Annotated in this window: 13 protein-coding genes; 1 reads left to right on the top strand and 12 read right to left on the bottom strand. The window is 42.7% G+C overall.

Going from position 1 to position 12,609, the window contains the following annotated elements:
* Window positions 1-58 precede the first annotated feature (58 nt).
* On the top strand, window positions 59-1,003 hold the full coding sequence (locus MHB71_RS08685; RefSeq protein ID WP_340029320.1) for an NAD(P)-dependent oxidoreductase: 945 nt from the start codon (window positions 59-61) through the stop codon (window positions 1,001-1,003).
* Between the two features lie 168 nt (window positions 1,004-1,171).
* Here the strand turns inward: MHB71_RS08685 and MHB71_RS08690 are convergent, their stop codons facing one another.
* The 12 genes from MHB71_RS08690 to MHB71_RS08745 form a co-directional block, all read right to left on the bottom strand.
* Window positions 1,172-4,084 (bottom strand): hypothetical protein, encoded by a 2,913-nt coding sequence (locus MHB71_RS08690; protein ID WP_340029321.1) that lies wholly within the window; start codon window positions 4,082-4,084, stop codon window positions 1,172-1,174.
* Between the two features lie 94 nt (window positions 4,085-4,178).
* A complete protein-coding gene (locus tag MHB71_RS08695; RefSeq protein ID WP_340029322.1) occupies window positions 4,179-5,510 on the bottom strand; it encodes an ABC transporter substrate-binding protein in 1,332 nt (443 codons plus the stop codon).
* Window positions 5,511-5,550: 40 nt separating this feature from the next.
* Complete coding sequence (locus tag MHB71_RS08700) at window positions 5,551-6,708, bottom strand: RND transporter (RefSeq protein ID WP_340029323.1); 1,158 nt, start codon at window positions 6,706-6,708, stop codon at window positions 5,551-5,553.
* A 36-nt stretch (window positions 6,709-6,744) separates the two neighbouring features.
* Window positions 6,745-7,623, bottom strand: a complete 879-nt coding sequence (locus MHB71_RS08705; RefSeq protein WP_340029324.1) for a carbohydrate ABC transporter permease — start codon at window positions 7,621-7,623, stop codon at window positions 6,745-6,747.
* Window positions 7,624-7,640: 17 nt separating this feature from the next.
* A complete protein-coding gene (locus tag MHB71_RS08710) occupies window positions 7,641-8,507 on the bottom strand; it encodes a sugar ABC transporter permease (protein ID WP_338706117.1) in 867 nt (288 codons plus the stop codon).
* A gap of 368 nt (window positions 8,508-8,875) precedes the next feature.
* Window positions 8,876-9,022, bottom strand: coding sequence for a hypothetical protein (locus MHB71_RS08715; protein ID WP_340029325.1), 147 nt, complete (start codon window positions 9,020-9,022; stop codon window positions 8,876-8,878).
* Window positions 9,023-9,115: 93 nt separating this feature from the next.
* Window positions 9,116-9,601 carry a nitroreductase family protein gene (locus MHB71_RS08720; RefSeq protein WP_100527562.1) on the bottom strand — a complete coding sequence of 162 codons (486 nt, stop codon included), beginning with the start codon at window positions 9,599-9,601 and terminating at the stop codon, window positions 9,116-9,118.
* A gap of 17 nt (window positions 9,602-9,618) precedes the next feature.
* The gene (locus MHB71_RS08725; protein WP_340029326.1) at window positions 9,619-10,194 is read right to left on the bottom strand and encodes a nitroreductase; all 576 of its coding nucleotides are present in this window, start codon (window positions 10,192-10,194) and stop codon (window positions 9,619-9,621) included.
* A gap of 20 nt (window positions 10,195-10,214) precedes the next feature.
* On the bottom strand, window positions 10,215-10,697 hold the full coding sequence (locus tag MHB71_RS08730) for a MarR family transcriptional regulator (RefSeq protein ID WP_017688279.1): 483 nt from the start codon (window positions 10,695-10,697) through the stop codon (window positions 10,215-10,217).
* Between the two features lie 329 nt (window positions 10,698-11,026).
* Window positions 11,027-11,551 carry a DUF3841 domain-containing protein gene (locus tag MHB71_RS08735; RefSeq protein ID WP_340029327.1) on the bottom strand — a complete coding sequence of 175 codons (525 nt, stop codon included), beginning with the start codon at window positions 11,549-11,551 and terminating at the stop codon, window positions 11,027-11,029.
* Window positions 11,552-11,572: 21 nt separating this feature from the next.
* Window positions 11,573-11,740 carry a hypothetical protein gene (locus MHB71_RS08740; RefSeq protein WP_155985137.1) on the bottom strand — a complete coding sequence of 56 codons (168 nt, stop codon included), beginning with the start codon at window positions 11,738-11,740 and terminating at the stop codon, window positions 11,573-11,575.
* Window positions 11,741-12,315: 575 nt separating this feature from the next.
* Window positions 12,316-12,465: a hypothetical protein gene (locus tag MHB71_RS08745; protein WP_179086457.1), complete on the bottom strand. Its 150-nt coding sequence runs from the start codon at window positions 12,463-12,465 to the stop codon at window positions 12,316-12,318.
* Between the last annotated feature and the right edge of the window lie 144 nt (window positions 12,466-12,609).

Consider the following 12,609-nt stretch of genomic DNA (forward strand, 5'->3'; position numbering starts at 1 on the left):
GACGAGCATCAACGGTTTTATTCGAAGAATGGTATAGCTTATGAAAGGTGGTTTAGCAATGAAAATTCTCATAGTGGGCTATTTTAGCGAGACCTCAAAATCCAATATTGTAAGGTGTTTCCCGCAAGACTGGAACGTTGTAATTGTTCCGCCCGGAAAAGAAATGCTGGATCATATTGAAGATTGCCAGGTACTCATCCCTGAACATATTAAGGTGGATCACAATCTTCTTTCTAACGCAAAAAAAATAAAATTGGTACAGACGGGTGCAGGATTTGATAATGTGGATGTCCCTGCCTGTACACAGCGCGGCATCTGGGTGGCCAATGCTGGAGGAGTAAATGCACAGGCAGTGGCCGAACACGTCATGGCACTGATATTGTCTTATTATAAAAACATACCGTTTCTGGATACTTTCATGAAAAACAAGATGGATGAAAATCAATTGGACTATGCAGGGAGTGAGTTAAAAGGAAAAACGATTGGAATTATCGGTTTGGGTGCTATTGGAAAAAAAGTAGCTGCGTTTTGCAGGGTTTTTGATATGAATGTGCTGGCTTATGCGAGAAATGCCACTGTACAATCGGACGGTTTTGTGAAAATGACGGACTTCGATACTCTTGTAAGCACATCGGACATAGTCAGTGTACATGTACCCTTGAATCAGCAAACCAAACAGCTGATCAACAAAGCGGCATTCAAAAAAATGAAAAATACCACTCTTTTTATCAATACAGCCCGAGGAGGCATTGTCAACGAAAGAGACTTGATTGATGCATTAAAAAACGGGGATATTTCAGGCGCATGCCTGGATGTGTTTGAATCTGAACCGCTTCCTATTGACAGCGAGCTCCGGAATCTGGGTAATGTGATACTTACTCCCCATACAGCAGGAATGCCTGATGGTCGGAAATTTCATAAAACAAGATATGATTTCTTTATAAAGAATATAAAACGTGTAGAAAATGGTGAAGAGCCTGAAAGCAAGCTTAATCAGTTATGATGTTTTGGTGCAGGGGTACCTTTCCCCGTGTACCGATAAAATAAAAAGTCGCCTAAAATAGCGACCTTGATGGGAGTATGTTCTTGTCCGTCGACAAAAAACATCTCCGAAAATATAGTATCATATCTTCAGAGATGTTGTCCTCCAACAGCTTGTATATTATTATCTTTATTCGCTATCTGGTTTATTGGCCTGCTCTTCATATATGAATGGATAGACTTGATTTCCGAGCAATATTCTTCGTCCTTGGAACTCATCATACAGATTGATTCGAACTGTCCCACTATTTACGATTTTGCTTAAGTTGGTATTCAAGTTCATGAAGTATGATTTATTATTGCCAACGGTTAAATCGGTACCAAGTGTTAATACCTTCTCTATGGATTTCCCGCTCGGGTCAATGACTTCCATAATGAGCTTATGGTCAGTAGAACCTGTCTCATAATCTCCATTTCTTAAGAGATCATAATAAATAACGATATTAAGCATATCTTTCGCTGCGCTAAGCGTTCCCTCACCTCTCGTAATGTTGAGCTGATACGGAAACAATTCCACATGTTGCAGATTCGTTGCTGGTTGTACAACTCTAGGGCTAAGTGCTAAACGAACAGTATTAATAGAACCCGTGAGTTCATCCCCCACATCTGCCATCTTTCCATTCGCAACCCCTTCTCCGACATACAGTTCAAGCTGCGAAGTATTCACATTTAGTGGAAGCTTGCTCCAGACCGTCACCAGGTTTTTCCCTTTCGGACTGGTCTTGGCGGACGATTGGCTAACCTCTGCCTCAAAATACTCGTTATCTGGTGTTTTGTAGTAAGCAACTAACTGTGACGGCTTGGATTGCCGTTTTTCCTGGTTGGTCATTTCCAGTTCCGTGTACATTAGATTGGACTTAGCGTCATGGTAAATGGTGGTCAAGCGTTCACGGACTTCTGATTTCTTGCCCGGAGTATGGATGGGATAAGAATCGCCTGCAGGAACCAGGCTCATAGCGTTGTTGAACGCGTTAAAGTTCAACGACAGAAATTTAGTAATATCCTCGCCTGCTGTTTCCTGGAGCTCAATTCGTAATTGATTGAAATTATACGAATATGGTATGTTGGCAAGGACATAGAATTCCACGGTTTCATTGGGCGCCAAGGTCGTTTGGTTATCCTGTACCACAATTTGGCCTGTATTACTGAGATCCCGCATTCCAGCATTTATTGCTGCTTTTAACACAGGCAGCTGCACGGTCGTCGTTTTGGTATTACGAATGCTGATTCGGGCTACGATCTGATCTTTATCTCCCCATGGCAGCCGCTGATATGAGCTAAGCTTCACGCCAAATGTCCCGTGACTATTCTCGATGATATTCTCTGAGCCCTGATGGCTTTTGCCTTCATGAGCATATGGAATTTTATAAAGGGCCGTCGGGAAGCTAATCTTCCCTTCCGTAGCAGGCTCCGTCAATTGCAGCTGCAGCGTATTCTGTTTCATATGCAATGGCACATCTACATCCAGATCGATAAGCTTCTCCTCCATCGGCTTCAGCGTTTGTTGGTCAAATGCCTTGGCATTCACCGGAATGCTATAACCTTCATCCGTAAAGATGGAAAGCTCATAAGCTGGCAGCTTCACGGATTTTTCACTGAGATTTTTAATGCGGAATTGAATATTCCATTTGCCAGTATTGTTCTCAGTATATACAAAAGCATATTTCAACTGGGTTTCAATCGTTTGATGGTTCACCGAAATTTTTCTGATGCCATAATCCGGCACAGGCTTATCAGCGGTAACAGCTGGAAGTTTGAAGGTTTTTACTGGTAGCATCATGTTCAACGTTTCGTCTTCTTGCGTAAATTGCATCGTCATATGTTCTGTTTTGAGGTTGGATGGAACCTCTGCCAAATAATATATCGTTCGTTTCTGCCCTGGCTGGATCTTGAAGTTACTCCCTGTATCATCCTCAGGCAAAAGATCGAATACTGAGCCCCCCGCCGATTTCAGTTGTGCTTTATATCCGGGATCGCTTAGTACCTTCTTGCCCCCGTTTGCAAATTGAACGGCCACTCTCATGTATGCTTTTCCATTATGATTCATTCGCTGCATCCGTTCCGCCTTGACCGTGACTGGCTGCTGTTTCATCATGATCTTGGTGCTTTTGCCCTTCACTACAGCAACATCCGGGGTTGCATCGGGAAGGTTGAACGATTGCACAGGGAGCTGGATCTTCAATACTTCATCTTCCTGTGCAAGCTGCAGAGTCATGCCATGTGTCCTCATCGTGGAGGGTATCTCAGCCCAATAACTGATGACTCTGCTCTCCTGAGACTGAAGTCTGTAGCCGGAGCTGGCTGAATCGGGTATAAGCTCAAATGTTGAACCGCCCGCTGACCTTAGATATGCTTTATATCCAGGGTCACTTAGCATCTTCGTTCCTCCGTTTGAGAGCCTGAGTCCCAATTGAACATACACTTTTCCATTAATTTTATACCTCTGCAAGGTATCCACCTTGGCTGTGACAAGAAGATTATTTATTGTGATCTTTTTGCTCTTACCTATCGGAATTATAGATGAGTACTGAGCAGGAATCGTGAATTGTCCCAGCTTTTTCTGATAATTTGCGCTGTTAAAATCCCATCCGAACATGGAAATTTTGATCCCGTTGACCTTTGTCGAGTTTCCAATGTTCGCATAGTACGTCACAGATAGGCTGCTGTTCGCAGGCACCGTTCGTTTATCAGCATCACGGGTCACTGCTTTTCCTTTTATAGTCGTACCACTCGGCGTAGAAATCTTGGAAAAATAATCGATAAGATCCACCCTATTGCCGCTGCTGTTACTGTAATGAAGCGTATATATGAGAATACTTCCGCCTGGCTGTGTAAAAACATCCGTCCCGGTCAGCTTTACATGGACGCTCTGCTTCAACGAAACTGAGCCCAGTTGATCTAATGTCAGACCAGACGCGGCTACAGCAGATTTGGAAACGAGGTGATCAGCCGTGGATGCCCCGTATACGTCAAGGGCCATGAAATGACCCAACACGGCGGCACTGAGTAGTATTGTCACAACTGTTTTTTTCGGCCTATACATGAATCTACCTCCCTGTATAAAAAGACATTTGCCCGCTTTTCATTCTGTGAAGCAGGAAGCAGCGCACGAATGCAGGCTGCTTCCCGCCATTTACCTATTCGTTTAGATAAGTTGTGACCCGGTTTTGGATCAGTTTAGCTACTTCCTCGGCAGTTTTCTGTCCGCTAAAGAATGCAACGGACTCTTCTCCGGCAATACTTAACACTTTAACATCCAGATCTACATATTGATCAGCGGATTGAACAATTTGTTTAAACACGGCGAACTGTTCATCCGATACTTTTGCCATCTCCCCATTTGGAAGCTTGTATTCGCCATTTTTAACTTTTTCTTGAAGATCATCAATTTTCTTTTCATTCACGGATTTAAGCATCGAGAATCCTTCTCGATCTTTTAGCATTTGCACTTCTTCCGACAATAAGAAGCTGATGAACTTCCAGGCTTCATCCTTTACGAGCGATTTAGCATGGATTGCGAACTGTTTTATAGTAGCTACTCGCGAGCCTTTTCGATCTCCGGTTTCTCCCGCCTGCGGTGATTGCAGCAGCTTGGGTTGATCAAAAAGCATGTAGGGACCTTCGATAAAATCAATTGGCGACGTAATTGACGTGGAATTGAACATTTGATTGCCCGGCTTTGCTTCTTCCGATGTCACAATCTTTTCCTCGTACATTTGTTTAACCTGCTCGAACAGATTCACAAATTCGAGAGAATCGAATGTGGCCTTTTTGGCCGAAGGATCGACAAATGCAGCATAGTTCTCAACAAGCATTTCCTGAAAGAGGAGTTCGGGCGGGTAGGACGCTAACGCATAAACCTCATCGGTACCGCTTTTCTTTTGGATTACTTCCTTTGAAACCTTCTCAAACTCTTTCCAGTTCCAGGTCTTATCATCAAACTTAACATTAGCGTTGCTCAGCATTTCCCCATCTCCTACAAATGCTCGTAACATGTACCCCAAAGGTACGGTATACATTCCATCATTCACCTTCAAACCGTCCAAAATATTCATTTGCAAATCGTCTTTATCCAATGTCTGATCTTTATTGAGCAAGTCGTTCATGTCGAGAAGGAAACCTTTGCTTACATATTCTTTGAATGGGAGGTCATCAACTTCATTGATATCCATGCTTTTTCCCGATAACATGGCTGTATTCATAGAATTCCGATACTTCTCGTAGTCCCCTGATCCCCATTGTTCTCCCGTCTTATATGCATTGATCTGCAGATCGATGTCCGGGTATTTCTCTTCGAACTTTTTCTCCACTGTTTGATAGAATGGGGTCGACTCTGTCACAGACAGGGTAAGGACTGTTTTTCCATCTTTCGATGTCACTTTATCCGCTGTACTACTTCCCCCGGAACTGCATGCGGTTAAACTCGTGATAAGAACCCCCATAGAAAGGATCAAAATCCACTTTTTCATTGTATAATTCCTCCTGAACTCTTCTTATTGTTACGTCTCACTATTCCAAGCGGATACGGTCGCCATCTTGCAGAGGCTCGCTACTTTTCAGAATGATCTTATCCTCTGCATAGATGATGTCGGTTTGGATCATCGTTTCTTTGTGATTCTTCTCGCTGGACTCAATCTTGACTTTGCGAACAACAAATACATTACCGAGTGCCCCCGGCTGCTCCTCGACTACAAAAACATAAGTGCTTTCCCGGTCCTGATGAATAGCTTCATTGGAAACAAGCAGCCCTTGATCGAGAGAACTTTTCTCGATTTTAACCCGAGCCTGCTCACCTCCCTTCAGTTCGGCATCGAGGAGCTTAATACGAAGGATCTTTTGAGGGAGGGTTACCATCCCCGCTCCTTCATCAGATGCTCCCTCTATAAGTGGCTCTGCATTAATGATTTCTTCAATGATGCCGTCCATGCTGTTGGCTTGCCGCTCTTGATCTGTATCTACCTCTACCTTGATCCGCTCTCCGATGGATATCCCTAACCTGGACAAACGCTTTGCATCCGCATTAACCTCGAACTTGTACCCTTGCCCGCTGTTCGAGACAATGATATCTGGCTCACCTGCGGAAGCCAGTCCTTCTACCGCGTTCAACTTCGTTATAATACCGTCGAACGGAGCGGTCAGTACCTGATCTTTGGTCAGTTGTTCTCTCATTTCGTTGATCTTGCGCTCCTGCGCAGCAATATCAAGTTTGCCTTTTTCAATTTCACGTTGTGCGCTGCGCAGCTTAAGTTCATCTTCTTCGAGGGACGATTGGATGAACTGGTCCTGAAGATTCTGCTGCTCAATCTTCTGCTTATCCAGATTTGTTACTTCAAGTTCAATTTCTTGTTTTGTCGATTGACTATCATAGGTGATGAGCTTCTGTCCTTTCTTTACACGATCGCCTTCTTTCACAAGAATCTGCTGAGTCTTCCGCTCGGTTGAACCGGATAACTTGGCTTCAGCGATCGGCTGAAGGATTCCGCTACCTTCAATAACTAACTGGATGTCTCCCATTTTCGGCTGCTCCGTAGTCACTTTCGGTAAGGTCAGCGATTGAAGCGTATTGCTAAACAATGTGAAGACCAGCAGCAATCCCATAAAGCTTATGAACACGACTAGAATGATTCGCTTTTGTCTTTGCTCAGCAGCCCCTGTATTTAACTCCATATCCTTTCTTCTCCTCCCAAAACCAGCACTGAAAAGTTAACCTTTAACTCCGGATAATTGAATACCCTCAATGAAATACGACTCCGCATACAGAAATACCATCACCATCGGGGCCATATAGAGCATGGATGCAGCAAAAGCAATACCCTTGTCGCTTTGATTAATCGTGGATAAAAAGACGGAAAGCGGCTGCTTGAACGGGTCGTCTAAAAAAATAAGAGGCTGTTCCACCATGTTCCAATAATCAACGAAGAGCAAAATCACAAGTGCGGCTAATCCTGGCTTGATCATCGGAACAATCATCGTAACAAATATCCTTAAATGTCCTGCTCCGTCCATTTTGGCAGCTTCAATATAGGCGTAGGGAATGTCCAGCATGAATTGTCTGAGCATAAACACGCCAAAAGCTGCGAAGATGCCAGGAAGAATGATGGCACTTGTACTATTCAGCATCCCAAGCATATCGACCATAATGTAATTGGGTACCAGCGTGACTTGGAATGGCATGAGCATCGTCATGACATATACCAAAAACATAGAGTCCCGGCCGCGAAATTTTAGCTTGGAGAATGCATAGGCAGCCAGAGCCGCAACAAGAGTCTGACCTACAATAATCGGTACGACCATGAACACCGAATTCCAGAACATCATCATAAATTTCGGGTTGTCGATAAATACCTTCCCGTACTGTGCAAAGGAGACCTTATCCGGAATCAGCTTCAGGTTTGCAAATGCATCGTCTCTACCTACGGCTGCTTCATTCATTTGCCCGATGAGGCCATAATTGATCCCAATTTCCTGTTCTGTCATCATCGAATTTGTGAATATAATCACAATTGGTGATATTAAGATCAAGGCAATAACACTCAGGATGAATGTTAATACACCATTTTTCAATATGTAGACTATTCGCACAGACTTTACTTCACCTCCTATTCCATGTACTGCCGATGCCGACGCTCCATCGCAAACAGAGCTAGAACGATCAGCAGTATACTGACAAACATCAAGGATGCCGCTGCGGTTAGTTTCTGAATGTCGAGTGATATGAACATATTATTCATATAGTGCTGCATCATGTAAATACTGTCATGGGGATAACCGCCAGCAATCAGATACGTTTCCCGAAACACTTTAAATGAGTTAATAATGGACATAATCACTACAAAAAACATCGTCGAAGTCAGATAAACCAGTGTAACACTCCGAAATTGCCGTAAACGACCAGCACCTTCAATACGAGCCGTTTCGTAGTAATCCTTCGGTATTTGCTGAAGTCCGGCAAGGAATAAAATAACGTTGTAACCTATGTTCTTCCATATATAGACCATAATCACGACTATACGTGCCGATTCGGATTTCATCCAATCCACCCGTCCGTATCCGAAACTATCCAACCAGGCGTTAAGGGACCCGTTCCAATCAAAAAGGATCTGCCAAATCATGATGATCGAGGCGGTGGGCACAACAAGCGGCATCACATAAGCTGTTCGAAGCCATTTTTGGATATAGACATTTTTATGTAGAAGCATCGCGAGCCCCAATGACAGCATGATCATAAGTGGAACACTGATCGTACTGAAATATAACGTGTTGGAAGCTGCTTTGAGGAAAGAAGCACTTCCGAGCAGCTCACGATAATTATCGAGTCCCACAAAATGACCGTCTACCGAATGGCTCATAAACGAATAATACACGCCCATGGCAAACGGGATAAGGTAAAAGAGTGCAAATCCGATGCCGCTTGGCACAAGGAAGAACATGGCCGCCGAAGCATCCTTACGGAGCCATTTTTTCATGGTTTTCTAAATTCATCCTTTCACTGTTAACTTTAGTCTTTCATTCTGTTTCCTGTTTTGCCTCCCTTCCACTCATTTTAGAAAAGAGTGTTTAAGAAAATAGTGGTAAGATATTAAAAAATTCTAAAGTTTCTTACTGATTTTGCGGTTTCGTGAGCAGCTTAACGAATTAAAGGGCAAAATAATGATTAGATACGCCTAATAGGCACTTGGTAGAAGCTCTTGCCCCGCGGCATCACTTTACTTTTTTTCTATTCTTATTTCATCTAGGGTTGCATTTTTTCAATGCATAATGATACAGAAAAAAACCTCAGCCGGGTTAACCGAGATGAGGTTCTTTTAACTTTCTAGCAGGTCTCACGTATGCTTTATTTAATAACTTCAACCTTTTTATCCCCTGCTGACTTCGCTACTTCTAACGTTGTTGTCCCTTGAATAGCGACTATCACGCCAGTAGCCAGCATAGAAACGATTAAAGTTGCACTGAGTGCTGTGGACATTTTCTTCTTGACCATAATCATACCTCCTATATTTATTATGTAATAAGCGGCTCAAGACGATGACGAGCCGAGGTTTTCCATTTGGAGTCTCATCCCATCGTCCCCACCTTACAGCAGTTCAAAATGAAGTTGAGTCTCAGGTAACTTCGTATTTCCTTTCCACTGATGTGCACCGTAACCCAATTCCAGAACCGCAGCAATGCGCTCGTTACTCAGTACACCAAACATTTCAGTACGGCTCGGGTCGTACATCCAGTCATGTAAGGTACAGTGCACACCCAGACTTTGCTCATGAGCCAGCAAGCGGAAATTCTGAATTAGGCAGCAGACAGCTGCAAAATCCTCTTCCCGCTTATATTGATCCGCCTCTTCCTTCACCAAGACCAGAAGATACGCAGGGGCCTGGTTCTGTAATCCCTGCATGAAGTCCCCATACTGGTTATCAACAAAGATAAATCGCCACGGCTCTCGGAGGCCATCATTTGGCGCCCATACGGCATGATTGAGCAATTCAAGGATTAGGTCCTGCGATACCGGTTGATCCAAAAACTCACTCGGACCGTCCATGTCTCCTTCCAGATCTGACAATTTCATTTTCTTATCCTCCTCTCCTATGTAGACTGTCCTCGCAATACGGTCCACTTCTGCTCGGCTGGTGTCCTTTTCCGACTTCTTGGCGCTTTGTCGTAATATCCTATATGAAGAATACCAACAAATCTTTCATCCTCACGTAAGCCAATTCCATTGAAGAACCCTTCATGCTGAATCATGGACTCTGTATCCCATAACATTCCTAACCCTCGTTCCCAGCCCAGCAGTTGGAAGCTCTGCATCACCCCGCAGGCAGCCGCATAATTGCGGTCATTGGTCAGACGATTCGGTCCTACAGTCGACATAACAATGACGTGCGCAGGAATATCGGTAAATCTCTTTTTAAAAACATCCAGAAGTTTCCCAGGAATCAGCTTGCCGAGCTTGCTTTGTGACATCTGTTCCAGCATGCAATCCACCAACCGTTTGCGTGCTTCTGGCGTTCCGGCATACACTACACGCCATGAGCCAGACTCAACAAATGGTTGAAGCCGTATAGCCTTACGCAGTAGTTCAACAACCAACTCCTGGTCCACCGGCGTAGAGTTACATTTACGAATACTCCTGCGCTCCCTGATCAATTCCGCCAGACTCATATGCTTCACTCTCCTTTGTTCTATCTGGATTCAATATTTATACTGCTGTCTTGTAGAAATTGATGGATTACTTTTAGCTCCGTTTCCGAATATTTGTCAAGAGTACGATAGAAGCGCTCAGCCTCATGTATATGCAGACGTTCATGCAATTCAAAGATTTTTTTGCCTTGCGGTGACAACCGGAAATAGCTCTCCTTTTTGTTGTCGTTCATTTTCGTACGTTTGACGAATCCTTCCTCGAGCAGTTTGTTGCCAATTTTGGTGATACTTGCTTTGGACAAGTTCATCGCCTCGGCAATACCCGTGTTGTTAATGGGCTCATGCTTGCCTATGCAATCTATCATATGAACCGCGGTCAAATGCTGAGGGATTTTCTCGATGCTTTCACGCTGGGCGATACTTAGGAAATGCTCGATTTCTGTATCCTTGTGGTTCTCATACACATGTAAAAAACGGATAAATTGGTCATAAAGCAACTGTTTTGTTCGATCTTTTGAGATCATTCTTTGATCGCTCCTTATTTACTTGTAAACAAAAATATTCTTTTAAAAATAGAGTTATTCTAAATAAATTCTTATATTTAGTTTACTGGTTAACAATATATCATGAATGATAATGCTTATCAACTATATTCTCTGACATTATGAATGATGAGTTTAGAGTACTAAACCACCAGATTAATGACTTTAGCCCTCACACATTTAGGCTATTGGCCATATCCTAACTTGGAATTGTAAGTAACGATTAAAGGGAAGGATTTTTCAATGTTCCCCCAACAACATTTGAAAAGAGGTCATGATATGTCTTATTTACCTTATTGTTATAATTGTTATTAGTATAACTTTGATTTACGACTAATATATTGCTCTACTCTCTTCACTTTTTCTAAGTAGATTCGTCCCGTAGTTCCCTGAAGCCATGCACCATTACCTGTCCAATTAACATCAACCGCTCGATTTAAATCAAAAATCCGCTCCCAACTTTCTTCTTTCGTCATTTCTAGTATCCCCTTATTAAACTCATCTTCTTCATGTTCATTATCAGAGCAAAATCCATTGTTCAGTACCAGGTTCCATCTATCAAGATCTGATATTAGTACATCTGTCTCCTTGAGATCAATGGTCAATCTTACGCATTTAGTTCCTCCCTCAAAATGTCCGGTAGATCTCATATCCGGCTTTTTGATCCATAGCCAGATTGAATACTCACCTTTATAATTAGGTAATCTTGTTTTCATTTGTTCCATCATCCATATGTATTGTTTTGGAAACATTAAGTGTTCAGAGCTTCCCTCCAAGTAACCTGTTTCTTGAGCTTGTTTCCAAACCTCTAATGTCTGCATACTCCAATAAATCATTTTCTTGGGTACCTCCTTGCTTTAAATTTCTCGCCAGTCTTCCCCATATTCTCTTTCTAACTCATCTTTAAATTTAAAGTATAGATCTTCAATTTCCTGATATACTTGCTCCTCTCGTAACTCCAAATCATTGTATCTAGCCTCGATCAAATAAAATAACAGAGCCTTTTCCCTAAATTTTAATTCCATCTTACGTGTCTCCTTATAAAATATAGTTCAACTAAGATAAGTTTTGGATCTCTCTGAAGTACAGATAACTCATCTTTTTTGCTTAATTCCTTAAACAAGTCCCGTTGCTCACCATATATATTCTGAGTTGGCGTTCCAAGCTACATTCCCTTCTCTTTGTATCATGCCGCTTGTCCTTTCTCTTTTCTATAACTGATTGAGCCTCAAAGATAAATTCCATATAACACATCGTAACGGTTTCTAGCTGACATGACAAACTGTGAACAAATTATGCAAGCTATTACGAATGAGGCCTGATACGAACATGATCATTTTAAAAAGTGATTATGAAATCGAATCCATCCGTAAGGCATGCCAAGTGGTGGCTGAATGCCATCGTAAAATTGCCCAGGTACCTGCACGAGGTGCCAATGTATAATTGGTAATTGCGCACCATGATCTTGTCCCTCGACATCAATTCATAATGATAATGAAAAAACCTCAGCTCGGTTAACCGAGCTGAGGTTTTCGCATCAGGTGCTCAATATGCCCTAATTGGGACGATATAGTCGCACCTAAGCTTCTTCATAGTAAGGTCACGCTTGTGCTTTAATTACTTCAACCTTTTTATCACCTGATGATGCCTCTAACGTTGTTTTACCTTGGATAGCGACTATCACGCCAGTAGCCAGCATAGAAACGATTAAAGCTGCGCTGAGGGCTTTGGACATTTTCTTCTTGACCATAACCATACCTCCAGTGTCTAATTACAATATTTAACTTTGTTGGGTAATCCATCGGGTGATTGTATTATAACCGTACTGACAATGATTGTAAAAGGATTTGTTCCTTCCTCCGGTTGCCCTCTATTGCGACTGAATATGCCAGTG

It is taken from the genome of Paenibacillus sp. FSL H7-0940 (genome assembly GCF_037979415.1).
Lineage (GTDB): Bacteria > Bacillota > Bacilli > Paenibacillales > Paenibacillaceae > Paenibacillus > Paenibacillus amylolyticus.

What these genes read in the sequence shown, in the direction of transcription:
- MHB71_RS08685 (WP_340029320.1), top strand. Translation starts at nt 59, where the DNA reads ATGAAAATTCTCATAGTGGGCTATTTTAGCGAGACCTCAAAATCCAAT.
- MHB71_RS08690 (WP_340029321.1), bottom strand. Translation starts at nt 4,084, where the DNA reads ATGTATAGGCCGAAAAAAACAGTTGTGACAATACTACTCAGTGCCGCC.
- MHB71_RS08695 (WP_340029322.1), bottom strand. Translation starts at nt 5,510, where the DNA reads ATGAAAAAGTGGATTTTGATCCTTTCTATGGGGGTTCTTATCACGAGT.
- MHB71_RS08700 (WP_340029323.1), bottom strand. Translation starts at nt 6,708, where the DNA reads ATGGAGTTAAATACAGGGGCTGCTGAGCAAAGACAAAAGCGAATCATT.
- MHB71_RS08710 (WP_338706117.1), bottom strand. Translation starts at nt 8,507, where the DNA reads ATGAAAAAATGGCTCCGTAAGGATGCTTCGGCGGCCATGTTCTTCCTT.
- MHB71_RS08715 (WP_340029325.1), bottom strand. Translation starts at nt 9,022, where the DNA reads ATGGTCAAGAAGAAAATGTCCACAGCACTCAGTGCAACTTTAATCGTT.
- MHB71_RS08720 (WP_100527562.1), bottom strand. Translation starts at nt 9,601, where the DNA reads ATGAAATTGTCAGATCTGGAAGGAGACATGGACGGTCCGAGTGAGTTT.
- MHB71_RS08725 (WP_340029326.1), bottom strand. Translation starts at nt 10,194, where the DNA reads ATGAGTCTGGCGGAATTGATCAGGGAGCGCAGGAGTATTCGTAAATGT.
- MHB71_RS08730 (WP_017688279.1), bottom strand. Translation starts at nt 10,697, where the DNA reads ATGATCTCAAAAGATCGAACAAAACAGTTGCTTTATGACCAATTTATC.
- MHB71_RS08735 (WP_340029327.1), bottom strand. Translation starts at nt 11,551, where the DNA reads ATGATTTATTGGAGTATGCAGACATTAGAGGTTTGGAAACAAGCTCAA.
- MHB71_RS08740 (WP_155985137.1), bottom strand. Translation starts at nt 11,740, where the DNA reads ATGGAATTAAAATTTAGGGAAAAGGCTCTGTTATTTTATTTGATCGAG.
- MHB71_RS08745 (WP_179086457.1), bottom strand. Translation starts at nt 12,465, where the DNA reads ATGGTCAAGAAGAAAATGTCCAAAGCCCTCAGCGCAGCTTTAATCGTT.